The sequence below is a fragment of the Rhodococcus sp. 21391 genome (assembly GCF_016772255.1).
GTDB lineage: Bacteria > Actinomycetota > Actinomycetes > Mycobacteriales > Mycobacteriaceae > Rhodococcus_F > Rhodococcus_F opacus.
On record NZ_CP063781.1, the window covers coordinates 1,921,549 to 1,945,926 of the forward strand.

The 24,378-nt window shown below is 69.7% G+C and carries 28 protein-coding genes; 22 read left to right on the forward strand and 6 right to left on the reverse strand.

Annotated features, from left to right (window positions below):
- Entirely contained in the window at positions 1–558 is a 558-nt protein-coding gene (locus GO592_RS09115) for a DUF2567 domain-containing protein (protein WP_039951270.1), read from the forward strand.
- On the opposite strand, the gene GO592_RS09120 is transcribed toward GO592_RS09115, so the two are convergent.
- On the reverse strand, positions 548–1,360 hold the full coding sequence (locus GO592_RS09120; protein WP_007297407.1) for an SDR family NAD(P)-dependent oxidoreductase: 813 nt from the start codon (positions 1,358–1,360) through the stop codon (positions 548–550). The two genes, GO592_RS09115 and GO592_RS09120, sit on opposite strands and share 11 nt — an antisense overlap.
- Positions 1,361–1,442: 82 nt before the next feature.
- Between GO592_RS09120 and GO592_RS09125 the strand changes: the two genes are divergently transcribed.
- Positions 1,443–2,042: a TetR/AcrR family transcriptional regulator gene (locus GO592_RS09125; protein ID WP_007297406.1), complete on the forward strand. Its 600-nt coding sequence runs from the start codon at positions 1,443–1,445 to the stop codon at positions 2,040–2,042.
- Between the two features lie 41 nt (positions 2,043–2,083).
- Here GO592_RS09125 and GO592_RS09130 read toward each other — a convergent pair whose 3' ends face one another.
- Positions 2,084–2,818, reverse strand: coding sequence for an NUDIX hydrolase (locus GO592_RS09130; RefSeq protein ID WP_007297405.1), 735 nt, complete (start codon positions 2,816–2,818; stop codon positions 2,084–2,086).
- Between the two features lie 78 nt (positions 2,819–2,896).
- Here GO592_RS09130 and nadA point away from each other — a divergent pair, with 78 nt between their 5' ends.
- Genes nadA through nadC form a run of 3 tightly spaced genes read left to right on the forward strand, consistent with a single transcriptional unit; the run spans position 2,897 to position 6,368 of the window.
- Entirely contained in the window at positions 2,897–3,934 is a 1,038-nt protein-coding gene (gene nadA / locus GO592_RS09135) for a quinolinate synthase NadA (protein WP_005260307.1), read from the forward strand.
- On the forward strand, positions 3,931–5,499 hold the full coding sequence (locus tag GO592_RS09140) for an L-aspartate oxidase (RefSeq protein WP_007297404.1): 1,569 nt from the start codon (positions 3,931–3,933) through the stop codon (positions 5,497–5,499). Before nadA ends, GO592_RS09140 begins: the two co-directional genes overlap by 4 nt.
- Positions 5,499–6,368: a carboxylating nicotinate-nucleotide diphosphorylase gene (nadC, locus tag GO592_RS09145; protein ID WP_007297403.1), complete on the forward strand. Its 870-nt coding sequence runs from the start codon at positions 5,499–5,501 to the stop codon at positions 6,366–6,368. The genes GO592_RS09140 and nadC overlap by 1 nt, the downstream gene beginning before the upstream one ends.
- 51 nt (positions 6,369–6,419) lie before the next feature.
- Here the strand turns inward: nadC and GO592_RS09150 are convergent, their stop codons facing one another.
- Together GO592_RS09150 and GO592_RS09155 are read right to left on the reverse strand one after the other, a co-directional pair.
- Positions 6,420–7,049 (reverse strand): LysE family transporter, encoded by a 630-nt coding sequence (locus GO592_RS09150; RefSeq protein WP_005260313.1) that lies wholly within the window; start codon positions 7,047–7,049, stop codon positions 6,420–6,422.
- Between the two features lie 37 nt (positions 7,050–7,086).
- Positions 7,087–8,364, reverse strand: coding sequence for a glycoside hydrolase family 1 protein (locus GO592_RS09155; protein WP_007297402.1), 1,278 nt, complete (start codon positions 8,362–8,364; stop codon positions 7,087–7,089).
- A gap of 88 nt (positions 8,365–8,452) precedes the next feature.
- Between GO592_RS09155 and GO592_RS09160 the strand changes: the two genes are divergently transcribed.
- The 14 genes from GO592_RS09160 to GO592_RS09225 all read left to right on the forward strand — a co-directional run bounded on the left by GO592_RS09160 (position 8,453) and on the right by GO592_RS09225 (position 19,960).
- Entirely contained in the window at positions 8,453–10,396 is a 1,944-nt protein-coding gene (locus tag GO592_RS09160; RefSeq protein ID WP_007297401.1) for an acyl-CoA dehydrogenase family protein, read from the forward strand.
- A gap of 111 nt (positions 10,397–10,507) precedes the next feature.
- Positions 10,508–11,593, forward strand: coding sequence for a zinc-binding metallopeptidase family protein (locus GO592_RS09165; protein WP_007297400.1), 1,086 nt, complete (start codon positions 10,508–10,510; stop codon positions 11,591–11,593).
- Positions 11,594–11,699: 106 nt separating this feature from the next.
- Positions 11,700–13,022: a histidinol dehydrogenase gene (hisD, locus tag GO592_RS09170; RefSeq protein ID WP_005260320.1), complete on the forward strand. Its 1,323-nt coding sequence runs from the start codon at positions 11,700–11,702 to the stop codon at positions 13,020–13,022.
- The gene (locus GO592_RS09175; protein WP_005260322.1) at positions 13,019–14,161 is read left to right on the forward strand and encodes a histidinol-phosphate transaminase; all 1,143 of its coding nucleotides are present in this window, start codon (positions 13,019–13,021) and stop codon (positions 14,159–14,161) included. Before hisD ends, GO592_RS09175 begins: the two co-directional genes overlap by 4 nt.
- A complete protein-coding gene (gene hisB / locus GO592_RS09180) occupies positions 14,158–14,772 on the forward strand; it encodes an imidazoleglycerol-phosphate dehydratase HisB (RefSeq protein WP_007297399.1) in 615 nt (204 codons plus the stop codon). Before GO592_RS09175 ends, hisB begins: the two co-directional genes overlap by 4 nt.
- A gap of 13 nt (positions 14,773–14,785) precedes the next feature.
- On the forward strand, positions 14,786–14,938 hold the full coding sequence (locus tag GO592_RS09185; RefSeq protein WP_007297398.1) for a hypothetical protein: 153 nt from the start codon (positions 14,786–14,788) through the stop codon (positions 14,936–14,938).
- On the forward strand, positions 14,938–16,119 hold the full coding sequence (locus GO592_RS09190) for an MFS transporter (RefSeq protein WP_007297397.1): 1,182 nt from the start codon (positions 14,938–14,940) through the stop codon (positions 16,117–16,119). Before GO592_RS09185 ends, GO592_RS09190 begins: the two co-directional genes overlap by 1 nt.
- A gap of 9 nt (positions 16,120–16,128) precedes the next feature.
- Positions 16,129–16,764: an imidazole glycerol phosphate synthase subunit HisH gene (hisH, locus tag GO592_RS09195; RefSeq protein ID WP_007297396.1), complete on the forward strand. Its 636-nt coding sequence runs from the start codon at positions 16,129–16,131 to the stop codon at positions 16,762–16,764.
- The gene (locus GO592_RS09200; protein WP_005247513.1) at positions 16,761–17,018 is read left to right on the forward strand and encodes a membrane protein; all 258 of its coding nucleotides are present in this window, start codon (positions 16,761–16,763) and stop codon (positions 17,016–17,018) included. Before hisH ends, GO592_RS09200 begins: the two co-directional genes overlap by 4 nt.
- Before the next feature lie 19 nt (positions 17,019–17,037).
- Entirely contained in the window at positions 17,038–17,772 is a 735-nt protein-coding gene (gene priA, locus GO592_RS09205; protein ID WP_005247511.1) for a bifunctional 1-(5-phosphoribosyl)-5-((5-phosphoribosylamino)methylideneamino)imidazole-4-carboxamide isomerase/phosphoribosylanthranilate isomerase PriA, read from the forward strand.
- Between the two features lie 9 nt (positions 17,773–17,781).
- Complete coding sequence (locus tag GO592_RS09210; protein WP_007297395.1) at positions 17,782–18,615, forward strand: inositol monophosphatase family protein; 834 nt, start codon at positions 17,782–17,784, stop codon at positions 18,613–18,615.
- Positions 18,612–19,385 carry an imidazole glycerol phosphate synthase subunit HisF gene (gene hisF / locus GO592_RS09215; protein WP_005247506.1) on the forward strand — a complete coding sequence of 258 codons (774 nt, stop codon included), beginning with the start codon at positions 18,612–18,614 and terminating at the stop codon, positions 19,383–19,385. Before GO592_RS09210 ends, hisF begins: the two co-directional genes overlap by 4 nt.
- A complete protein-coding gene (gene hisI / locus GO592_RS09220; protein ID WP_007297394.1) occupies positions 19,382–19,726 on the forward strand; it encodes a phosphoribosyl-AMP cyclohydrolase in 345 nt (114 codons plus the stop codon). Before hisF ends, hisI begins: the two co-directional genes overlap by 4 nt.
- 54 nt (positions 19,727–19,780) lie before the next feature.
- Entirely contained in the window at positions 19,781–19,960 is a 180-nt protein-coding gene (locus tag GO592_RS09225; RefSeq protein ID WP_005260336.1) for a tautomerase family protein, read from the forward strand.
- A gap of 84 nt (positions 19,961–20,044) precedes the next feature.
- Here GO592_RS09225 and GO592_RS09230 read toward each other — a convergent pair whose 3' ends face one another.
- On the reverse strand, positions 20,045–20,554 hold the full coding sequence (locus tag GO592_RS09230; RefSeq protein ID WP_007297393.1) for a MarR family winged helix-turn-helix transcriptional regulator: 510 nt from the start codon (positions 20,552–20,554) through the stop codon (positions 20,045–20,047).
- 177 nt (positions 20,555–20,731) lie between these two features.
- On the opposite strand from GO592_RS09230, the gene GO592_RS09235 reads away from it, so the two are divergent.
- Positions 20,732–21,511 (forward strand): dioxygenase family protein, encoded by a 780-nt coding sequence (locus GO592_RS09235; protein ID WP_007297392.1) that lies wholly within the window; start codon positions 20,732–20,734, stop codon positions 21,509–21,511.
- On the opposite strand, the gene GO592_RS09240 is transcribed toward GO592_RS09235, so the two are convergent.
- A complete protein-coding gene (locus GO592_RS09240; protein ID WP_005260343.1) occupies positions 21,499–21,963 on the reverse strand; it encodes a peroxiredoxin in 465 nt (154 codons plus the stop codon). The genes GO592_RS09235 and GO592_RS09240 overlap by 13 nt on opposite strands.
- Positions 21,964–22,022: 59 nt before the next feature.
- Here GO592_RS09240 and GO592_RS09245 point away from each other — a divergent pair, with 59 nt between their 5' ends.
- Positions 22,023–23,609, forward strand: coding sequence for an anthranilate synthase component I (locus tag GO592_RS09245; protein WP_039951282.1), 1,587 nt, complete (start codon positions 22,023–22,025; stop codon positions 23,607–23,609).
- Positions 23,606–24,310, forward strand: coding sequence for a TIGR02234 family membrane protein (locus GO592_RS09250; protein WP_007297391.1), 705 nt, complete (start codon positions 23,606–23,608; stop codon positions 24,308–24,310). Before GO592_RS09245 ends, GO592_RS09250 begins: the two co-directional genes overlap by 4 nt.
- Positions 24,311–24,378 lie beyond the last annotated feature (68 nt).

Genomic DNA, 24,378 nt, shown 5'->3' on the forward strand with positions numbered 1-24,378 from the left:
GTGACCACGCTCCCGCGCTTCAGGCTTCGATCTGCCGCCGGAATCTTCTGCGGGACGGTGGTGGCGAGCGCGCTCGTCGGGGTGTTGTGGGGAGTCCTCGCACCGCCCGAGCACCTGCTGGTGGTCGCCCCCGACCGTGGGGTGTCGCTGACAGGGGAGAGCGTGCACCGGTTCGACGCGATCGGAATGTTCGCCTGCGCGGGCCTGGTGGTCGGCATCCTCACCGCGGTCGCGGCGTGGACGGCGCGGACGAGTCGCGGCCCGGTGGCGCTGGGCGCGGTCCTGGCAGGCAGTGTGGTCGGGGCCGGGGTGATGGCGATCGGTGGAATCGGCGTGGCTGCGCTGCGGTTCCCCGACCCCGACACCTCGACCGCAGGCGCCGTCGTGGCGGTCGCGCCGGGAATCGGGACCCTGCTGGTGCTGATCTTCCAGCCCCTCGTCGCCTGCGCGGTGACGTTGGTGCTCGCCGCGCTCAACCCGTACGACGATCTCGGTGTCAGCGATCCCCCGGTCGAACTCGACGAGCCGGAAGAGCGCGACGCGACCCTTACCTCGTGACCGAGGTCCGCATCCGTACGTCACCGAGGAGGCGCCCGCTGGCGAGAGCGCCGATGCGGCGGGTCGCGAACCGGGTGCTGACCGACGACACCCAGTTCATCAGCCCGGAGACGACGCTCGGCGGGGTGCTGCGCCGGTCCAGGGCACGCAGCGCTGTCGTGACCACCTGATCCGCGGTCTGCATGCGGCCGACGGCGGCGTCCTCGGAGCCGACGACGTCGAAGAACTCGGTGCGGGTGGGGCCCGGGCAGACGGCGAGCACGGTGAGGCCCGTGCCTCGCGCCTCGGCCCACAACGCCTCCGTGAAATTGAGGACGAACGCCTTCGTGGCCCCGTAGACGGCCATGCCGGGAGTCGGCTGGAACGCTGCGGTGCTCGCGACGTTCACGAGTGCGCCGCGTCCCCGGAGCAGGTCGGGCAGGAACGTGTGCGACAGCTCGACGAGGGTGGTGACGTTGAGCTGGATCTCGGAGATGAGGCGCTCCAGGTCGGCGGAAGCGAAATCTCCGTGCGTCCCGAATCCCGCGTTGTTGATCAGTGAGTCGACGCGGATGTCGCGGGCGGTGAGTTCGCTGCGCAACCGCTCGCCGGCGCCTTGTGTCGCAAGGTCGAACGGGAGCACGGTGACCGACACGTGGTGCGCGGCGCGGAGTTCGGTGGCGAGTTGTTCGAGGCGGTCGGCGCGGCGGGCGACGAGAACGAGATCTGCTCCGCGCTCGGCGAACCGGCGGGCGAATTCGACACCGAGGCCCGCGCTCGCGCCGGTGATGAGGACGGTGGTTCCGGATACATCGAAGGACATGTCTGCTCCTATCGGTGGGGTGCCTCGAATGTAGTCAGTGTCATCTATGTAGTCAATGACAACATTTTGCTAGGCTGGCGGCATGTCCGTCGCCGAACAGCCCTACCACCACGGGAGTCTTCGCCAGGTGCTGCTCGCGCGCGCCGAGAGCACGCTCGAGAAGGACGGTGTCGACGGACTCTCCCTCCGGCAGCTCGCTCGTGAGGCCGGGGTCAGTCACGCCGCACCCAGCAAGCACTTCCGGGACCGTCAGGCGCTGCTCGACGCACTCGCGGAGTCCGGTTTCCTGCGCCTCACCGCCGCTCTCGAACGCGCGGTCCAGGAGGCGGAACCCCACGCCCGGGCCCGCTTCGCCGCGCTCGCCGGCACCTACGTGAGCTTCGCGCTCGAGCATCGCGAGTTGCTGGCCCTGATGTACGGCAACAAGCACGCGCCCGGAGCCGCCTCCCAGGTCGTGGAGGCCGGCCACGCCTCGATGGACCTGACGGTCCGTATCGTCACCGAGGCCCAGGCCGCGGGCGACATCGGACCCGGGGACGCGTCGCGCATCGCCCTCATCGCGTTCGCGACGTTCCACGGGATCGCGACCCTGGCCGCCGGCGGAATGCTCGACGGCGCGCCGGTGGACGAAGTCGTCACCGCCGCATCGGACACGTTCTGGCGGGGTCTCGCCCAGGCGTGAGTCCGACGCCCTGACGTGTGGAGGCGGCCTGACGCGCGGGGTCAGCTCGGCGGTCGAAGCGCCGCGAACTCGTCCGTCACCCGCAGCGTGGAGTCGGTGAACCGGTAGAGCGCGGCCGGGCGCCCACCGGTGCGGCCCGACGGTGCCGTGTTCCCGGTAGGAGTCAGCACCCCACGTCGTCCGAGGACGCGCTGGAGATTGGTCGCATCCACCTGGTATCCGAGTGCGGCGCAGTAGATCTCACGCAGCGTCGACATGGAGAACTCGTCGGGGGCCAAACCGAACGCGATATTGGTGTAGGAGAGCTTGGCCGCGAGGCGGGTCCGGGCGTGCCGGACGACGGTGCCGTGGTCGAACGCCATCTCGGGGAGCGCGGACACCGGGTGCCACGCGGTGTCCGGCGGCAGCTGCGGGTCGGCGGGGAGGGGCACGAGCCCGAGGAAGGTCGACGCGATGGTGCGCGGGCCCGGCACTCGATGCGGATCGCTGAACACCGACAGCTGCTCGAGGTGGGAGACCTCCTGCACGTCCACCTTCTCGGCCAGCTGGCGTCGCGCGGACGTGGTGAGGTCTTCGTTCTCGTGGAGCAGTCCGCCGGGTAGGGACCAGGCGCCCGCCTGGGGATCGAGGGCCCGTTGCCACAGCAGCACGGCGAGCTCACCGGTGCCCGCCGCGTGACGCGCATCACCGCCTTGACCTGCGGTGATGTGGTCGGGGAAGTGGCGAACCTGGAACACCGCGGTAAGCACTTCATGCGTGGTGTTACTATTGGGCATGTTTTCGATCCTAAGTCGAAAACCTCGATTGCGGAAATTCGGGCCAGCCCGCCCGAGTTCACGGTGAAGGAGCAAGCCATGACGACCACGACGTTGTGGGCGGGTACCAACCCGCAGATTCAGGACGGTCCCGGCGGTTACGCGGGCGTCGAGGCGAGCGAAGAGTGGGCTGCCGAGATCAAACGGCTGGCACGTGAGCGGGGAGCGACCCTCCTTGCGCACAACTACCAGTTGCCCGCCATCCAGGACGTGGCCGACCACGTAGGCGACTCCCTGGCACTCTCGCGCATCGCCGCCGAAGCCCCCGAGGACACCATCGTGTTCTGCGGCGTGCACTTCATGGCCGAGACCGCGAAGATCCTCAGCCCCGCCAAGACCGTCCTGATCCCGGACGAGCGCGCGGGCTGCTCGCTCGCCGACTCGATCAACGCCGATCAGCTGCGGGAGTGGAAGGCGGAATTCCCCGACGCCGTCGTCGTGTCGTACGTCAACACCACCGCCGAGGTGAAGGGTCTGACGGACATCTGCTGCACGTCGTCCAACGCCGTCGACGTGGTCGCGTCGATCGACCCCGACCGTGAGGTCCTGTTCCTTCCCGACCAGTTCCTCGGCGCACACGTCAAGCGCGTCACCGGCCGGAAGAACATGCAGATCTGGGCGGGTGAGTGCCACGTCCACGCCGGCATCAACGGCGACGAACTCACCGCGCAGGCCAAGGCGCACCCCGGTGCCGAACTGTTCGTGCACCCCGAATGCGGTTGCGCCACTTCGGCTCTCTACCTGGCCGGCGAAGGGTTCGTGCCCGAGGACAAGGTGAAGATCCTCTCGACGGGCGGCATGCTCGACGCCGCCCGCGCGACCGGGGCGAAGCAGGTTCTCGTGGCCACCGAGGTCGGCATGCTGCACCAGCTGCGCAAGGCTGCGCCGGAGGTCGACTTCCAGGCCGTCAACGACCGCGCGTCCTGCCCGTACATGAAGATGATCACTCCCGCGGCCCTGCTCCGCTGCCTGCTCGAGGGCAAGGACGAGGTTCACGTCGATCTCGAGACCGCAGAGCGTGCCCGCAAGTCGGTGCAGCGCATGATCGAGATCGGAAACCCGGGCGGCGGCGAGTGAGCAGCCCGGCCCGGGGGATTTCCTGGGAAGAGCACGCCGACCTCGTGGTGGTGGGCGGTGGTGTGGCCGGACTGACGGCCGCACGCACCGCCTCGCTGCGCGGACTGACCGTGCTCACCGTCAGCAAGGGCGGCGCGACGGACACCGCGACGCAGTACGCGCAGGGTGGTATCGCGGTGGTGGGTGACGCCCTCACCGATTCGGTGGCCTCGCACGTCGCCGACACGTGCGAGGCCGGGGTGGGCCTGTGCGACGAGGACGCCGTGCGGTCGATCGTGGCTGGCGGCCGTGACGCCGTGGCCGCGTTGACCGATCTGGGCGCGGTGTTCGACCGCGGCCGCGACGGCGCCGTCTCGCGCACCCGCGAGGGCGGGCACAGCACCCGGCGGATCATTCACGCCGGCGGGGACGCCACGGGCGCGGAGGTGCAGCGCGCTCTGGGTGCCGCCGGCCTTCCGGTCCTGTTCGACAGTTGCGCCGTACGGGTGCTCACCGATGCGCGCGGCGTCACCGGCGTGCTCGTGGATTCGCCGCGCGGACTCGGCATCGTCCACACACCGGCCGTCCTCCTGGCGACCGGCGGACTCGGGCAGCTGTACGCCTGCAGTACCAACCCGCCCGGAGCGACCGCGGACGGCATCTCTCTCGCGCTCGACGCGGGCGCAGCCGTCGCCGATCTCGAGTTCGTGCAGTTCCACCCGACCGTCCTGTTCACTCCCGGCGGTCTCGGACGGCGTCCGCTGATCAGCGAGGCCGTCCGCGGCGAGGGCGCGATCCTCGTCGACGCCAACGGCGATTCGGTGACCGCGGGTGTGCATCCGCGCGGCGACCTCGCCCCCCGCGACGTCGTGTCGCGGGCGATCGCATCGAGGCTCCGGGACCTGGGTCACGACCACGTCTACCTCGACGCGCGTCACCTGTCCGGGTTCGCGCAGCGGTTCCCGACCGTGACGGCGTCGTGCCTGGAAGCCGGGATCGACCCGCGCGAACAGCTGATCCCGGTCGCGCCCGCCGCGCACTACTCGTGCGGCGGAGTGGTCACCGACGTCGACGGACGCACCGCAGTCCCCGGTCTCTACGCCGCGGGAGAGGTGGCCCGCACGGGGCTGCACGGAGCGAACCGGCTGGCCTCCAACAGTCTCCTCGAGGGCCTGGTGGTCGGCGAGCGGGTCGGCGGCGCTGCCGTCGACCGCGCCGGCCTCCGCGTCGAGGCAACCGCCCCCGAGCAGCGTGCCCTGCCGTCCGCACCGCGGGAGCTGGTGCAGCAGTTGATGACCGGCAACGCCTCCGTCGTCCGGGACGGTGCCGGCCTCGAGGCGGTGGCCGCCGCCCTCGCCGGCGCGCCGCGCACGGTGCCCGAGGGGGAGACCGCGCTCGAAGACGCCGCGTTGACGCTGACGGCGTCCGCGCTGGTACTCGCGGCCTCCGCGCGGACCGAAAGTCGTGGTTGCCACACCCGCAGCGACTACCCGCAGACGTCCGACGAGTGGCGCCGCAGCACGCATGTACGCCTCCGTGACGGCGAACTCGAGCTTCTCGAACCCCAACTGACAGGAGTGCTGTGATGTCCGACCATGTCCTTCCCGACGGTCTGGACGCGGCCGAGGTGCGTGCGCTCGTGCGTCTCGCCCTGGACGAGGACCTGCGGTACGGACCGGACGTGACGTCGTCGTCCACGGTCCCGGCGGACGCGGTGGCGAAGGCGTCCGTGGTCTCCCGTGCGCACGGCACCGTCGCCGGCCTCGACGTGGGACTGCTGGTGCTCGACGAGGTGATCGGGGCGGGCCGCTACCAGATTCTCGATCGGGTCGCCGACGGCGCCCGGGTCGTGCCGGGCCAGGCCGTGCTGACGGTCACCGCGCCCACGCAGGGGCTGCTCACCGCGGAGCGGACGATGCTCAACCTGGTGTGCCATCTGTCCGGCATCGCCACCGCGACGTCCGCCTGGGTGGACGCGGTCGAGGGCACCGGGGCGAAGATCCGCGACAGTCGCAAGACGCTGCCGGGACTGCGCGGCTTGCAGAAGTACGCCGTCCGGGTGGGCGGCGGCGTCAATCACCGCATGGGCCTCGGCGACGCGGCACTGATCAAGGACAACCACGTCGCGGCCGCCGGTTCGGTGGTGGCGGCGCTGCGGGCGGTGCGCGCGGCGGCACCGGACATCGAGTGCGAGGTGGAAGTCGACAGCCTCGAGCAGCTCGACGAGGTGCTGGCCGAGAACGTCGAACTGGTGCTGCTCGACAACTTCCCGCTGTGGCAGACGCAGATCGCGGTGCAACGCCGCGACGCGAACTCCCCCGGCACCAAGCTGGAGTCGTCGGGCGGACTCACGCTGGACGTCGCGGCCGAGTACGCCGGGACCGGAGTCGACTACCTCGCGGTCGGCGCGCTCACCCATTCCGTCACCGTGCTGGATCTCGGCCTCGACATGTGAACCCACCCGTGAGTACTTCTCAACCGCCCGCGGTTGAGAAGTACTCACGGGTCAGACGGCGCGGCGGACTGTCGCCAGGAATGTGGCCGCGACGAAGAACAATCCGGAGAACGTCCGGTTGGTGGCGCGCTGCTGGCGTGGTGACCGCATCAGCCGCAGGACCTTCGACGCCAGCCCGGTGTAGCCGGTCATGACGACGACGTCGACCGCGATCATGGTGGCGGCGATGATCAGGTACTGGGGGAGCAGGGGCGCCGACGGGGTGATGAATTGCGGGAGCACCGCGAGCATGAAGACGACGGCCTTCGGGTTGCTGGCATTGACCAGGAACCCGCGCAGGGTCATCGCGGGCCCACTGGTCTCGGCGACCTCGCCGTCGACGCCGGAAACATCGGTCGCATTCGCCCGCCACTGGCGGATGCCGAGATACACCAGGTAGGCGACGCCGAACCACTTGATCACCGTGAACGCGAGGGTCGAGTTCGCGAGCAGCGCCCCGAGTCCGGCGGCGACCACCGCGATCTGCAGCAGCAACCCCAGCTGCAGACCCGCGATGTTCCAGTAGCCGCGTCGGAGCCCGAACCGCATCCCCGTGGCCATCGACGCGATCGCGCCGGCCCCCGGGGACAGACTGATCACGCACGAGGCCCCGAGCACTGCACACCACATCTGCCACGACACCACGTGATGGTACGTCGCGCCCCGGGCGGTACTCGTTCTACGGGGGATCGATACAGCTGAGGGGCGGATCCACGAGGGAACAGAGTGCGGCAGGGCGTTCGGGTCCGTAGCCGGGCGGGAGACCGTTCGCGACGAGGTCCCGGTAGGTGGTCACCGCTTCGGTCGGTCGCCGGGTGAGGGAGGGGTCGGTCAGCGCGTCGACGGTGAACAGACCGAACCGGGGACGGTACGTGCCCCACTCGTAGTTGTCGGTGATCGACCAGTAGTTGTATCCGATCACCGGGGCGCCGTCCGCCCGCGCCCGCTCCAGCCAGTAGACGTGATCGCGGAGATGATCGGACCGGGTGTAGCCGTCCGGGCGCGGTTTTCCGTCGTCGGTGGGTATGCCGTTCTCCACGACGTACAGCGGTAGTCCCGGGAATTTGCGGGTGTACCGCATCAGGGCGTGGTAGATGCCGTCCGGTTGGGGGCTGATGTCGTAGAAGGCGTCGGTGACCGCATTGGCCGCGGTGACGTTGTCGGGGGAGAGGCCGTAGTAGTAGTCGACGCCGAGGAAGTCGAGCTTGTCGCGGACCCGGTCGACGAAGGTGGCGTCGAGCGCGTCCATGGCGGCCGGGACGTAAGCGAGGTTGCTGCTCACCCGGGCGCCCGGGTCGTTCTCGCGGATCAGGTCGTAGGCGCGGCGGTGGACCTCCACGAGCCGGTCGAGCATCTGCGGGACCCGGTCGGGGCCGACTCCGCCGAACGTCAGCTCCTTCTGCACGTACACGGTCGGTTCGTTGATCGTGATCCAGAGCGCGCCGAGACCGGAATAGCGCTCGATCACCCTCTGCGCGTTCGCGAGCCAGTCGTCGACGGTGTCCGGGTTCGTCCACCCACCCTGATCGGCGACCCACCCCGGATACACCCAGTGGTCGAGCGTGATCATCGGGGTCATCCCGCGGCTGGTGATCTCGCGGACGACGTCGTCGTAGTACCGCAGTTCGGTCTCGTCCCACGCGCCCGGGGCGGGCTGCACGCGGGCCCATTCGACGCCGAACCGGAAGACGTCGACACCCAGGTCCGCGGCGCGGGCGATGTCCTCGGTGTACCGGTGACGGAAGTCGACCGAGTTGCCGATCGCGTCGTGGGTCCGCCCCGAGTCGGAATACCGCCGCCAGTTGCTGTCCGGTGAGGAACCCTCCGATTGGAACCCGGACGTTGCCACGCCCCACAGGAAGTCGTCGGGGAGAGGGGCGGCGTGCGCCGCGGTGGTGGGCGTCAGCAAGCACAGCAGGACCGCGCCGGCGCCCAGGAGTCGCGAGGGAGTCCGCATCGGCCGAAGAGTAGCGGAAAACGGTGTCCCGAGTGCGCCTATTGGGGGATACTGGTGAGTAGGACTACCCGCCAGTAGGAGGCGCGTCATGGTCGACACCTCAGCTCCGAAGGTCACCGAAGAAGAAGCACGAGCGGTCGCGGAGGAGGCGAGGGAATCCGGCTGGGACAAACCCTCCTTCGCGAAAGAACTGTTTCTGGGACGGTTCCGGCTGGATCTGGTTCATCCCTTCCCCCGCCCGGCTACCGAGGACGCCGCGAAGGCCGAGGAATTCCTCACCCGCCTCCGCGCCTACTGCGAGGAGATGGACGGCAGCGTCATCGAATCCCAGTCGCGCATTCCCGACGAATACGTCCGCGGCCTCGCCGACCTCGGCTGCTTCGGCTTGAAGATCTCGGAGGAGTACGGCGGCCTCGGACTCTCGCAGGTCGCGTACAACCGGGCCCTGATGCTCGTCGCGTCGGTGCATCCGAGCCTGGGCGCGCTGCTGTCGGCTCACCAGTCGATCGGCGTCCCCGAACCGCTCAAGCTGGCAGGCACCCCCGAGCAGAAGCGCGAGTTCCTGCCGCGCTGCGCACGCGGAGCCATCTCCGCGTTCCTCCTCACCGAACCGGACGTCGGTTCCGACCCCGCGCGCCTGGCGTCCTCCGCGACCCCGATCGAGGGCGGTGCCGCCTACGAACTCGACGGCGTGAAGCTGTGGACGACCAACGGCGTCGTCGCCGAACTGCTCGTCGTCATGGCGCGGGTACCCAAGAGCGAAGGTCACCGCGGCGGCATCTCCGCGTTCGTGGTCGAGGCCGACACCCCGGGCATCACCGTCGAACGACGCAACGCGTTCATGGGACTGCGGGGGATCGAGAACGGCGTCACCCGGATGTACAAGGTCCGCGTTCCCCGCGAGAACCTGATCGGCCGGGAAGGTGACGGACTCAAGATCGCGCTCACCACCCTCAACGCGGGCAGGCTGGCGATTCCGGCGATGTGCGCCGGGGCCGGGAAGTGGTCGCTGAAGATCGCCCGCGAATGGTCCGGGGTACGCGTCCAGTGGGGCAAGCCCATCGCCGAGCACACGGCCGTCGCCAACAAACTGTCGTTCATGGCCGCGACCACCTATGCCCTCGAGGCCGTAGTGGACCTGTCGGCGCAGATGAACGACGAGGGTCGCAACGACATCCGGATCGAGGCGGCGCTCGCCAAGCTGTGGTCGTCCGAGATGGCCTGCGTCATCTCCGACGAGCTGATCCAGGTCCGCGGCGGTCGCGGATACGAGACGGCGGCGTCGCTGGCCGCCCGCGGTGAACGCGCGGTGCCGGTGGAACAGCTGGACCGCGACCTGCGCATCAACCGGATCTTCGAGGGTTCGAGCGAGATCATGCGGCTATTGGTCGCGCGCGAGGCCGTGGACGCGCACCTCACGGCCGCGGGCGATCTCGCGGACCCGCACGCCGACACGGGTGCGAAGGCCCGCGCGGCCGCCAAGGCGAGCGGGTTCTACGCGAAGTGGCTGCCGCAACTCGTGGCAGGCAAGGGGCAGGTGCCGACGTCGTACAGCGAATTCGGTGTCCTGGCCAAGCACCTGCGGTTCGTCGAACGGCACTCCCGCAAGCTGGCCCGCTCCACGTTCTACGGGATGGCCCGGTGGCAGGCGGCGCTGGAGAAGCAGCAGGGCTTCCTCGGCCGGGTCGTCGACATCGGCGCCGAACTGTTCGCGATGTCCGCCACGTGCGTCAAGGCGGAGATGCAACGCGAGGAGAACGAAGCCGAGGGCGCGGCCGCCTACGAACTCGCCGACGTGTTCTGCCGGCAGGCGGCGCTGCGGGTCGAGAAGCTGTTCGACGGTCTGTGGCACAACACCGACGACGTGGACAAGCAGGTTGCGCACTCGATCCTCGAGGGACGTTATGCGTGGCTGGAGCGGGGAGTGGTCGACCCCAGCGAAGGCACCGGTCCGTGGATCACCGAGTGGACCCCCGGCGCGTCCACCGAGGAGAACCTGGCGAGGAGGTTCCTGCACTCCACCCGCCTCTAGGCCGTCCGGTTCCCCGCCACGGCTCGGCGGTACCCTCCGAGGAGACGCGCACACCAGCGTGGCACCCGCCTGCGTTCTCGGACGCGGGCGGGACGAGCCGAGGGACCACCAGTGCGCAGCTTCATGTGTCGTAAATGCGGCCAACGACTGTCGTTCGAGAACAGTCTCTGCCTGAAATGCGACAGCGCTCTGGGATTCCACCTGCCGAGCCGGTCCATCGTCGTCCTCGACGGCGCGGACCGCGCGGTGGTGGACGGCGCGGACCGCGCGGTGGTGGACGGCGAGACCTGGCTGCGGTGCGCGAATGCCGGCCCGGCGAAGTGCAACTGGCTCGTCCGGAAAGACGACGTCCAGAGCCTGTGCACGTCGTGCCGGCTGACGCGGACGCGTCCCGCGGACGGTGACGACGCGGGCATGGCCGCGTTCGCGACCGCCGAGACCAACAAGAGGCGGGTCGTTCTCGAACTCGACGAACTCGGTCTCCCGGTCGTCCCCAAGTTCGAGGACCCGGACGCCGGGCTGGCCTTCGACCTGCTGTCGAGCGCGCGGACCCGGGTGGTGACCGGGCACGCCAGCGGGGTGATCACCCTTGACCTGGCCGAGGGCGACGACGTGCACCGGGAACAGCTGCGCGTCGAGATGGACGAGCCCTATCGCACGCTCGTCGGCCATTTCCGGCACGAGATCGGGCACTACTACCAGTCGATGCTGATCCGGGGCGACGCCGAGCGCACCCGATTCGAGGACCTGTTCGGGGATCCGGACCAGGACTACCAGGCCGCGCTGAAACGTCACTACAGCGAGGGCGCGCCGAAGGGCTGGGGCCGGCTCTACGTGTCGTCCTACGCCACGATGCACCCCGCCGAGGACTGGGCGGAGACCTTCGCGCACTACCTGCACATTCGTGACGCCCTGGACACCGCGGCAGCCTTCGCGATGGCGCCCGCCGGAGCGACGACGGGCAGCGAACTCAGCGGTGACGTGGGGTTCGACCAGATCATCGACTGGTGGCTGCCGCTGTCGTGGGCGCTGAACCAGATGAACAGGTCGATGGGCCACCACGACCTGTATCCGTTCGTGCTACCGGCCGCGGTGCTGGAGAAGATGCGGTTCATCCACTCACTGATCCAGCCCGCCCCGGTGTGGGACGAGCCGGCACCGGTGTCGACGGAAACCCGGTCGGTCGCCGACCGGTGAAAACGGGGTGCGCCTATCCTGGATAATCGGTGTCGAGCCCTGTTCTCCGCAGAACAGTCCGCTCGTCCGAGACACCGTGTCCCGACAGTCGCAGAGAGGACCTCTCATGCTCGCCCGCACCGACCTTCGTGGTCGTACCCCTTCCACGGCCGAACTTCGCGCCGCACTTCCTCGAGGTGGAGTGGATGTGGACGCGGTCCTGCATCAGGTTCGCCCCGTCGTCGAGGCGGTCCGGGAGCGCGGCGCCGACGCGGCGCTCGAGTTCAGCGAGAAGTTCGACGGCGTCCGTCCCGCGCAGGTGCGGGTGCCGCAGTCCGAGTTGGACCGCGCGCTCGGCGAACTCGATCCGGCCGTCCGCGCCGCCCTCGAGGTCGCGATCGAACGCACCCGCAAGGTCCACGCCGACCAACGCCGCACCGACACCACCACCGAGGTCGTCCCGGGCGGCACCGTCACCGAACGGTGGGTGCCCGTCGACCGTGTCGGGTTGTACGTCCCCGGCGGCAACGCCGTCTACCCGTCCAGCGTCGTGATGAACGTGGTACCGGCGCAGGCCGCCGGTGTCCGGTCCCTCGTGGTGGCGTCGCCGCCGCAGTCCGAGTTCGGTGGTCTGCCGCACCCGACCATCCTCGCCGCGGCCGCCCTTCTGGGCGTCGACGAGGTGTGGGCCGTCGGCGGCGGACAGGCCGTCGCCCTGCTCACCTACGGCGGCACCGACACGAACGGCGCCGAACTCGCCCCCGTCGACCTCATCACCGGCCCCGGCAATATCTACGTCACTGCCGCCAAGCGCCTCTGCCGTGGCCTCGTCGGCATCGACGCCGAGGCAGGCCCCACCGAGATCGCGATCCTCGCCGACCACACGGCCGACCCGGTGCACGTCGCGGCAGACATGATCAGCCAGGCCGAGCACGACGTGATGGCCGCGAGCGTGCTCGTCACCTCCAGCGTCGAACTCGCCGACGCCGTCGACACGGCCCTGGCCGCGCAACTCGAGATCACCAAGCACAAGGAGCGCGTCACCGCCGCGCTGTCCGGCACGCAGTCGGGCACCGTCCTGGTCTCCGACGTCGAGGCCGGACTGCGGGTGGTCAACGCGTACGCCGCCGAGCACCTCGAGATCCAGACCGAGAACGCCACCGCCGTCGCCGCGAAGGTGACCAGTGCGGGTGCGGTGTTCGTCGGCCCGTGGGCGCCGGTCAGCCTCGGCGACTACTGCGCCGGGTCCAACCACGTCCTGCCCACCGCGGGCTGCGCCCGGCACTCCTCGGGCCTGAGTGTGCAGACGTTCCTGCGCGGCATCCACGTCGTCGACTACTCCGAATCCGCGCTGAAGGAGGTCTCGGGCCACGTCATCACCCTCGCGAACGCCGAGGACCTGCCCGCACACGGTGAGGCCGTGCGGCTGCGGTTCGAGGCGCTGCGGTGACCGCGGCGAACGTGCCGGGTTCGTCGATCGGGGTGGACGCCCTGCCGATCCGGGAGAATCTGCGTGGCAAGTCGGCATACGGGGCGCCGCAGCTGACCGTCCCGGTTCAGCTGAACACCAACGAGAATCCGCACCCGCCCACGAAGGCCCTCGTCGACGACGTCGCGGAGTCCGTGCGGGAGGCAGCTCGGGAACTGCACCGCTACCCGGACCGTGATGCGGTGGCTCTGCGCACCGACCTCGCCGCGTACCTCGTCCGCCAGACGGGGGTGCCGGTGACGGTCGACAACGTGTGGGCGGCCAACGGGTCCAACGAGATCCTGCAGCAGCTGCTGCAGGCGTTCGGCGGTCCCGGTCGCAGCGCGATGGGCTTCGTGCCGTCGTATTCGATGCACCCGATCATCGCGGACGGCACCGAAACCGAGTGGCTGCCGATCTTCCGGCGCGCGGACTTCGCGCTCGACGTGGACGCCGCGACCGCGGCGATTGCCGAGCGCAGGCCCGACGTCGTGTTCGTCACCAGTCCCAACAACCCGACCGGGCACAGCGTCGGCATCGCGGAACTGCGCCGGGTCCTCGACGCCGCACCGGGTGTCGTGATCGTCGACGAGGCGTACGCCGAATTCTCCGACGCCCCCAGCGCCCTGACGTTGATCGACGAGTACCCGTCGAAGCTCGTCGTGTCGCGGACGATGAGCAAGGCGTTCGCGTTCGCGGGTGGCCGGCTCGGATACCTCGCGGCCGCACCGGCATTCATCGAGGCGCTGCTCCTGGTCAGGCTGCCGTACCACCTGTCGGTGGTCACGCAGGCCGCTGCCCGCGCGGCGCTGCGGCACGCGAACGAGACGCTCGCCAGCGTGCACGCTCTCGCAACGGAGCGGGTGCGGGTGTCGAAGGCATTGGAGGACACGGGGTTCCGTGTCATCCCCAGTGACGCGAACTTCATCCTGTTCGGTGAGTTCACCGACAGTGCCCGCGCCTGGCAGGCCTACCTCGACCGCGGAGTGCTCATCCGGGACGTCGGCATCCCCGGATACCTGCGCGCCACCGTCGGGCTGGCCTCCGAGAACGACGCCTTCATCGTGGCGAGCGACGACATCGCCGCCACCGAACTCACCAGCTCAGGAGACCGAGGATGACCGACCGCATCGCCCGCGTGGAGCGCACCACCAAGGAATCCAGCATCACCGTCGAACTGAACCTCGACGGCACCGGCATCGTCGACGTCTCCACCGGGGTCCCGTTCTTCGATCACATGCTGACCGCGCTCGGCTCCCACGCGAGTTTCGACCTCACCGTCCACGCGAAGGGCGACATCGAGATCGAGGCGCACCACACGGTGGAGGACACGTCGATCGTGCTCGGCCAGGCGCTCGGTCAGGCGCTCGGCGACAAGAAGGGCATCCGCCGGTTCGGTGACGCGTTCATCCCCATGGACGAGACGCTCGCGCACGCATCGGTCGACGTGTCCGGGCGTCCGTACTGCGTCCACACCGGCGAACCGGAACACCTGCTGCACGCCGTCATCGGCGGCTACCCGGGCGTGCCGTACGCGACGGTGATCAACCGGCACGTGTTCGAGTCGATCGCGCTCAACGCGCGCATCGCCCTCCACGTGCGGGTGCTCTACGGACGCGATCAGCACCACGTCACCGAGGCCGAGTTCAAGGCCGTCGCCCGCGCACTGCGCGAGGCGGTCGAACCGGATCCCCGCGTCACGGGTGTGCCGTCCACCAAGGGCAGCCTGTGATCCGGGCGCATTCGTGAGTGTCGTCCTCGTCTACGTCCTGTTCATCGCCGCGGGGATCGCGGCGGGCGGCGCGTACTCCATGTGGAAGTTCAACAAACTGGCCTCGGGCGTGCTGCTGGCACTGGCGGTGCTGGCAGCCGTGGCGGGCGTTCTCAGGTTGATGTAGTGCCCGTCGCAGTGGAGTCGCGCCGCGGCCTGTTCCGCACCCGCGGCATGCCCGCCGCGATGGTGATGGGCGCCGCGGCGTTCGGCGGCTGGGCGGTGCTGCTGCCCGTCGTTCCGCTGATCGTCTCGCTGTCCGGTGGCTCGGACACGCTCGCCGGCAGCGTCACGGCCGTGTTCATGGCCGCGACCGTCGTCACGCAACTCGGTGTGCCCCGGCTCCTGCGCAGGTGGGGGCATCGCTGGGTGCTCGCCGCCGGCTGCATGCTGCTCGGGCCGCCGTCGCTGCTCCTCCTGCTGTCCACCGAGGCGATCCCGGTGCTGGCCGTGTCGGCCGTCCGGGGATCGGGCTTCGGCATGCTCACCGTCGCCAGCAGTGCGCTGGTCGCCGAACTCGTTCCCCGCGAGATGCTCGGCCGCGCCACGGGTGCGCAGGGAATCGCGGTGGCCGCCGCGCAGATGGTCGGGCTGCCCGCGGGGCTTGCGATCATGCAGCACTGGTCCGCGACCCCCGTCTTCGTGATCGGCGCTCTCATTCCCGCTCTCGCAGTGGTCGCGATAACGCGCCTCCCCGCCATCCACGCCCCCGCGGATCGCACGTCGCAGGGCCGCATCCCGCTCGCCGTCCTGCTCACGCCGTGGCTCGCGATCGCGGTCTCCGCGGCCGCATTCGGCGGTCTGTCCAGCCTGCTGCCCATCGCGATCTCGGAGCGAGCCTCACTCGCCGGGGTGATCCTCGCCGTCTCGAGCGGTGCGACGCTGATCGGGCGATACGCCGCGGGATCGTTCTCCGACCGGCTGGGGGTGGGCCGCGCCCTGGTTCCCGCCCTGACGTGCGTGTGCCTCGGCCTGGTGCTGTTCGCCGTCGCGGCGGCGACGAGTGCGCCGGTGCCGCTGCTGGTGTGCGCGGCCCTGGCCTTCGGATTCGGATTCGGGGCGGTGCAGAACGAATCCCTCGTCATGATCTTCACCGCCGCGGGACCGGCTCGCTTCGGCTCGGCGAGCGCTGGCTGGAACATCGGGTTCGACGCCGGAACCGGTTTCGGTTCCCTCGCACTCGGAGCCGTCGCGTCGGCGGCCGGGTACTCCTGGGTGTTCGCGGTCGCCGCGACGGCCGTCGCGGTGGTCCCGGCCGCCGGGATGGTCGTCGGCCGCGCCCTCGGGCGTCGTGCGGCCGCCGGATAAGGTTGTGTCATGACCGTCCCCACGATTGCCGTCCTCGACTACGGCTCCGGCAACCTGCATTCGGCCACCCGCGCTCTGGCCCGGACCGGCGCGCGCGTCGAGGTCACATCCGATCACAAGGTCGCACTCGCGGCCGACGGTCTGGTCGTTCCCGGCGTCGGTGCCTTCGCCGCATGCATGGAGGGACTGCGCGCGGTCCGCGGGGAGCGGATCATCGGTCAGCGTCTGGCCGGCGGACGGCCGGTCCTCGGGATCTGCGTCGGTATGCAGATCCTCTTCGAACGCGGAGTCGAGTTCGGCGTCGAGGCGGAAGGCTGCGGCGAATGGCCCGGCACCGTCGAACGGCTTCAGGCCGACGTGCTGCCGCACATGGGATGGAACACGGTCGAGGCGCCGGAGAACAGCACGCTGTTCGCCGGCATCGATCCCGACACCCGGTTCTACTTCGTCCACTCGTACGCGGCCCAGTCCTGGGACATGCCGACGCCGGAGCGGCTGGCGCCCCCCGCCCTGACGTGGGCCGACCACGGCGGCAAGTTCCTCGCCGCCGTCGAGAACGGCGCGCTGTCCGCCACCCAGTTCCACCCCGAGAAGTCCGGCGACGCGGGTGCCGAGCTGCTCCGGAACTGGGTTCGCAGTCTGTGACCGAGCCCGGGGACGGGCGCGGCGACCTGTCGATCGGCAGGCTCGCGGTGTACGCGATGGGCGCCGCCACCGCGGTGCTGGTCCTCGCCACCGCGATCATTCTGGTGGTGAAGCCGGGCCCCGTCCTCGGACTGATCGTCGGACTGCTCGGTGTCGCAGGCGCGATCGCGGCCATGGGCTACGTGTCGAAACGCATGACCCGCAACGCCTACGGTCCCGATCCCGAGGACCCGGAGCCGGGTTCCGACCGCTGAGCGACTAGGGTTGTCGCACGTGAGCCTGGTCCTTTTGCCTGCTGTAGATGTCGTCAACGGTGAAGCTGTTCGCCTCGTCCAGGGGGAGGCAGGAAGCGAGACCGGATACGGCTCGCCTCGTGATGCCGCCCTCGCGTGGCAGAACGACGGTGCCGAGTGGGTCCATATCGTCGACCTCGACGCCGCGTTCGGCCGCGGCTCCAACCGTGAACTCCTCGCCGACGTGGTGGGCGAGCTCGACGTCCAGGTGGAACTGTCCGGTGGGATCCGCGACGACGCGTCGCTCGAGGCCGCACTGGCCACGGGCTGCGGACGCGTCAACCTAGGTACCGCCGCCATCGAGAACCCCGAGTGGTGTGCCCGCGCCATCGCCAAGTACGGCGAGAAGATCGCCGTCGGTCTCGACGTGCGTCTCGTCGACGGTGAATACCAGCTCCGCGGTCGCGGCTGGGTCACCGAGGGCGGAAACCTGTGGGAGACCCTCGCCCGCCTCGACAAGGACGGCTGCTCCCGGTACGTCGTCACCGACGTCAGCAAGGACGGCACCCTCACCGGCCCCAATCTCGAACTCCTCGCGCAGGTCTGCGCTGCCACCGACGCTCCCGTCGTGGCCTCGGGCGGCGTGTCCACCATCGACGACCTCCGGGCGATCGCCGGACTCGTCGATCAGGGGGTCGAGGGATCCATCGTCGGCAAGGCGCTGTACGCGGGGCGGTTCACCCTCCCCGAGGCGCTCGCCGCGGTCTCGGGCTGAGTTCCCGCCATGACCCTGTCCCGTGATCCCCGGGAGCTCCTCGCCGTCGCCGGTGAGCTGCTCGACGGCGTGCACGAACGGTTCGTCTCGGGCGTGGGTGCGCCCAGCGCCGTCCACAAGGGTCCCGACGACTTCGCGACCGCCGTCGATCTGGAACTCGAGAAGCGGCTGACCGGTGAACTGCGCGACCGGACCGGCATCGATGTCCACGGCGAGGAGTTCGGCGGCCCCGACCTGGGCAGCGGACCCGTGTGGGTGCTCGACCCCATCGACGGCACGTTCAACTATTCGGCCGGTCTGCCCACGGCGGGCACGCTGCTCGCGCTGCTCGACGACGGGGTTCCCGTTCTCGGTCTCACGTGGCTGCCGCTCGTCGGGCGGCGGTATGCGGCCGTCGCGGACGGTCCGCTGCTCGAAGGTGGCACGCCCCTGCCTGCGCTCGGGCGCACGTCGCTCGCGTCGTCGATCGTGGGCTTGGGCGCACTGAACATCGACAGTCGCGGGCGCATCCCCGGCGCGTACCGGCTGCAGGTCCTCGCGCAGCTCAGCCGGGTGTCGTCGCGGATCCGGATCCACGGATCCACCGGTGTCGACCTCGCGTTCACCGCGGCCGGAATACTCGGCGGCGCGGTGGTGTTCGGCCACAATGCGTGGGACAACGCCGCCGGTGTCGCGTTGGTGCGCGCCGCGGGTGGTGTGGTGACGGATCTGGGCGGCAAGCCCTGGACGGTCACGTCCGACTCGGTGCTCGCCGGAGCGCCCGGAGTGCACGGCGAAATTCTCGATATCCTCGGATCACTGGGTGATCCTCGTTCCGAGCCTTCAGGAGGGCGTACGCAATGACTCTGGCGGTTCGAGTGATCCCGTGTCTGGACGTCGATGCCGGACGCGTCGTCAAGGGCGTCAACTTCGAGAACCTGCGGGACGCGGGTGACCCCGTCGAGTTGGCTGCCGCGTACGACGCCCAGGGAGCCGACGAGCTCACGTTCCTCGACGTCACCGCGTCCACCGCGGACCGGGGCACCATGCTCGACGTGGTGAGCCGGACGGCGGAGCAGGTCTTCATTCCGCTCACGGTCGGCGGCGGTGTCCGCACCGTCGAGGACGTCGACCGGCTGCTGCGCGCCGGCGCCGACAAGGTCAGCGTCAACACCGCGGCGATCGCCCGCCCCGAGTTGCTCCGCGAACTCAGCGAACGCTTCGGCTCGCAGTGCATCGTGCTGTCGGTCGATGCGCGGACCGTGCCGCAGGGTCAGCCCGACACACCGTCGGGGTGGGAGGTCACGACGCACGGCGGCAAGCGCGGCACCGGTATCGACGCGGTGGAGTGGGCGGTCCGCGGCGCCGAACTGGGGGTCGGGGAGATCCTGCTCAACTCGATGGACGCCGACGGCACGAAGGCCGGTTTCGATCTACCGATGATCCGGGCGGTGCGCGCCGCCGTGCATGTGCCGGTGATCGCCAGCGGGGGAGCGGGCGCCGTCGAGCACTTCGCACCCGCGGTCGGCGCCGGCGCGGACGCCGTCCTGGCGGCCAGTGTCTTCCACTTCGGCGACATGACGATCGGCGACGTGAAGAAGTCCATGCGTGAAGAAGGGATCACCGTCCGATGAGTCTCGACCCCGCCATCGCGTCCCGGCTCAAGCGCAACGAGGCAGGACTGTTCAGTGCTGTCGCGCAGGAACGGTCGACGGGCGACGTTCTGATGGTGGCGTGGATGGACGACGAGGCCCTCGCACGCACGCTCGACACCCGCAAGGGAACCTACTACTCCCGGTCCCGTCAGCAGTATTGGGTGAAGGGCGAGACGTCCGGTCACACGCAGTACGTCCACGAGGTGCGGCTCGACTGCGACGGCGACTCGGTGCTGCTCGTCGTCGATCAGGAGGGGGCGGCGTGCCACACGGGCACGCACACCTGCTTCGACACCGACGTGCTCCTCGCCGCCGAGTAAGGCGCCTCGGCGCTCGGGCAGAGTGCCCGCCATGTCCTCGGGCAGAATGCCCGCATGCCTTTGATTCAGATCAGTCAGACACCGGGACTCACCGCGGAGCAGAAGCGCGCCACGATCGAGGCGGTCACCCAGGCCTACGCCGATGCGACGGGCAAGGATCCCGCGAAGGTGTGGGTGACGATCACCGAGGTCCCGCGCGACAGCTGGGGTGTCGGCGGGACGCCGCTGGGGTGAGCTGCCGGGACGCCGCTGGGGTGAGCTGCCGGGACGCCGCTGGGGTGAGCTGCCGGGACGCCGCTGGGGTGAGCTGTGGGGCGGTCAGGCTCGACCGGTTCCCGATGCGATGCTCTTGTCGAGTTGGGTGAGCATGGCGCCGGACAGTTCGGACAGCTGACGGACCTGGTCGGCGGACAGTCCGTCGAAGATCAGGGACCGGACGGATTCGACGTGCGGAGGCGCGGCTTCGACGACCTTGGCCATGCCCTCGTCTGTGAGGACGGCGTCGGAGCCGCGACTGCCGCGGATGCTCTCTCGGCGTACCCAGCCGGCTTTCTCCATCTTGGTGATGACGTGGGACAGCCGGGACAGGGACGCGTTGGCGCGCTGGGCGAGCAGGGACAGCTGCAGGCGCCGGTTCGCCTCGCCGGAGAGCGAGGCGAGGACGAAGTACTCGAAGTGGGTGAGTGCCGAGTCGCGTTGGAGCTGGGTGTCCAGTGCGGCGGGGAGCCTGGTGACCAGGGCGATGAGGGTGAGCCAGGCCTCCTGCTGCTCGGCGTCGAGCCATCGGGTGCCGGGCTCTGCCGGCGTGCCCACGTCGTTACCACTCATCAGTGGTGTCCTCCATCCGTACGTCGATCCACGCGTGCAACGTGTTCAACATAGTTAGCACGTCGTGGGCCGGACCATGCGTGGGGAATAGTTGCCGGGCCCACGCGTTGACTCCTATAGTAACTTGAAGGTTCAACATTGAGCCTCGATGTTGGATCTCGATCCGAAGGAGTCGCGATGACCGCCACCATGCCCGCACTGTTCCTCAGTCATGGTGCGCCTCCGCTGGTGGACAGCGAACTGTGGGTGTCGCAGCTGGCGAAGTGGGCAGGCGACCTGCCGCGGCCGAAGGCCATCCTCATGGTGTCGGCGCACTGGGAATCGGCGCCGCTCACGATCGGGTCCACCACCACCGGCACCCCCCTCGTCTACGACTTCGGTGGCTTCCCCGAACGCTTCTACCGGACCACGTACGAGTCGCCCGGCGCCCCCGAACTCGCGGCGCAGGTCGTGGCCCTGATGCCCGACGACGAGGCCGTGTCGCATCAGCCGCACCGCGGCCTCGACCACGGCGCCTACGTTCCGTTGACTGTCATGTACCCCGACGCCGACATCCCGGTGCTGCAGATCTCGCTACCCACGCTCGACCCGCAACGACTGCTGCACCTCGGGGAGCGGCTGCGTCCCCTGCGCGAGCAGGGCGTCCTGATCGTCGGTTCCGGATTCACCACCCATGGACTGCCGTTCCTGCGCGACCCGTCACCCGACGCGAAGGCACCCGGCTGGTCGTCGGAGTTCGACGCCTGGGCGGACGAGCGTCTCGCCGCGGGCGACGTCGATTCGCTCATCGACTTCCGCTCGCTCGCGCCGGGCATGCCGTACGCCCACCCGTCGATCGAGCACTTCGCGCCGCTGTTCGTCACGCTGGGCGCCTCGAGCAATCCCGAGCAGATCCCTCGGCAGGTCATCGACGGCTTCTGGATGGGGCTGGCCAAACGGTCGATTCAGGTGGACTGACGCGTCCGGAGGAAGGCCAGCGCCTGGTCGCCGTGCGTGTTGGCGCGGAACTCGCTCGAGATGACCTCGAGCACGGTGCGGTCGGTGTCGATGACGAACGTCGACCGCTTGACCGGGGCGAGCTTGCCGAGCAGTCCGCGGCGGACACCGAACTTCTCCGCGACGGCTCCGTCGGCGTCCGACAGCAGTGGGTAGTCGAACGACTGCTCCTGCGCGAACGACGCCTGCTTCTCCACCGCGTCGGTGCTGATCCCGGCGCGGGACGCGCCCACTGCGGAGAACTCGACTCCGAGGTCACGGAAATGGCAGGCCTCGGCGGTGCACACCGGCGTCGACGCCGCAGGGTAGAAGAACAGCACCAGAGGGCCGTCCTCGAGAAGGCTCGACAGCGATCGCGCGATGCCGTCCTGATCGGGCAGGGTGAATTCCGGTGCGAGCTGACCTGGCTTCATGACAGCCGAGGCTACCCGCGCACGCAGACACGACGGGTGCGCCTGGGATGATGGTCGGCATGCACGGCGAGCCCACCACGATTCCCGCACCCGAGTCCGCCGCCACCCCGGCCGACGGCGGGTCCGACTCGACCACCACGCGCGAGCAGTTCCACGCTCTCGCTGCCGAACACCGGGTGGTCCCGGTGACGCGCAAGGTGTTGGCTGACGCGGAAACTCCGCTGTCGGCGTACACCAAGCTGGCGGCGAACCGGCCGGGGACCTTCCTGCTCGAGTCGGCGGAGAACGGCCGATCGTGGTCGCGGTGGTCGTTCATCGGCGCGGGCAGTCCCGCTGCGCTCACCGTCGTCGATGGCGAGGCCGCGTGGTACGGCAACGTTCCCGCGGGCGCACCGTCCGGCGGCGATCCGATCGCGGCCCTCGGCCAGACGCTGGAACTGCTCCGCAGCGAGCGGCTGCCCGACCTGCCGCCGCTGACCGGCGGCATGGTCGGGTTCCTCGGGTACGACGCGGTGCGCCGGATCGAGCGGATCGGCGAGCACGCCACCGACGATCTGCAGATCCCCGAGATGGTCATGTTGCTGGCGACGGACCTCGCGGCCGTCGATCACCACGAGGGCGCCATCACCCTGATCGCCAACGCGGTCAACTGGGACGGCACCGACGAACGCGTCGACGAGGCCTACGACTCCGCGGTCGAGCGGCTGGACCGGATGACGCACGCCCTGTCGGCCCCGGCGTCGTCGACCGTGTCCACGTTCGCGAAGCCCGCCCCCGACTACCGGCGTCAGCGGACCACCGAGGGTTTCGGCGCGGACGTGCAGAAGCTCGTGGGAGACATCGAGGCGGGCGAGGCCTTCCAGGTCGTGCTGTCGCAGCGCTTCGAGATCGACTGCACCGCGGACCCGATCGACGTCTACCGGATGCTGCGCGCCTCCAACCCCAGCCCGTACATGTACCTGCTCAACGTGCCGAACGGCGACGGCGAAACGGCGTTCTCGATCGTCGGTTCGAGCCCGGAGGCCCTGGTGACCGTGTCGGAAGGCGTCGCCACCACGCACCCGATCGCGGGAACCCGCTGGCGCGGGCACACCGAGGAGGAGGACATCCTGCTCGAGAAGGACCTGCTGGCCGACGAGAAGGAGAACGCGGAGCACCTGATGCTCGTGGATCTGGGCCGCAACGACCTCGGGCGCGTGTGCGAACCGGGCACGGTGAAGGTCCACGACTACCGCCACATCGAGCGGTACAGCCACGTGATGCATCTCGTCTCCACCGTCACGGGTCACCTCGCGGACGGCAAGCATGCCCTGGACGCCGTCACCGCGTGCTTCCCGGCGGGCACCCTGTCGGGCGCGCCGAAGGTCCGGGCGATGCAGCTGATCGAGGAACTCGAACCCACGCGCCGGGGCATCTACGGCGGCATCATCGGGTACCTCGACTTCGCCGGCGACGCCGACACCGCCATCGCGATCCGGACCGCGCTGATCAAGGACGGCATCGGGTACGTCCAGGCGGGTGCGGGTGTCGTCGCCGACTCGAACCCCGAGTACGAGGACACCGAGGCACGGAACAAGGCGATGGCGGTGCTCAGCGCGATCGCGGCGGCACACACGCTCCGGACCCTGGGAGGCGACACGCAGTGAGTGACGCGTCGGAGACGGCCCGCGAACCCGGGCAGGCGGGACGTCGCCGGTCGATGATCTCGGTGCTGCTGCTCGCGGTCGCCGCGGTGTGCCTGTGGGGTGCCTCCCGGATGACGTGGGTGGAGGTCACCTCCTCCGACGGACTCGGTGAGGAGCGCACGTCGGCGCTCGTCGGCGGCACGTGGGCCGCGGCGCTCACGCCGCTGGCGCTGACCCTGGTCGCCGCGATCGCCGCGTCGTTCGCCGTGAAGGGCTGGGCGCTGCGGGTGCTCGGTGTCCTCGTCGCGGTCGTGGCCGTCGCGGCCGCGGTCCCCGCGGTGGGGTTGATCGTCTCCGGCGCCTCCGATGACGACGCGGGCCGGCTGGCCGAGTTGCCGGGCCGCGCCGAGGTCCAGTCGGTGTCCGTGCACGTCGGTCCCGCCGTTCTCGCGCTGGCGGGCGCCCTGGCGGCGCTTGCCGCCGCGGTGGAACTCGTCCGCCGTCCGCGAGTGCGGGCCGGGCTCTCCTCCAAGTACGACAGCCCCGGTGCGCGTCGGGACGCGGCGAAGAAGGCCGGCACCGATTCCGCCGAGGGGCCCGTCACCCAGCGCATGCTCTGGGATGCCCTGGATGCGGGGGAGGACCCCACGGTGGAAGACAAGAAAGCCGAACCTGTCGACCAAGTTGACGGACCGGACAAAGACCCGGGGACCCGAACGTAAACAGAATCAGAGTGCCATCTAGGCTGACTTCACCCCTGATGATGTTCCTCACATCGGGTTTCTGCCCA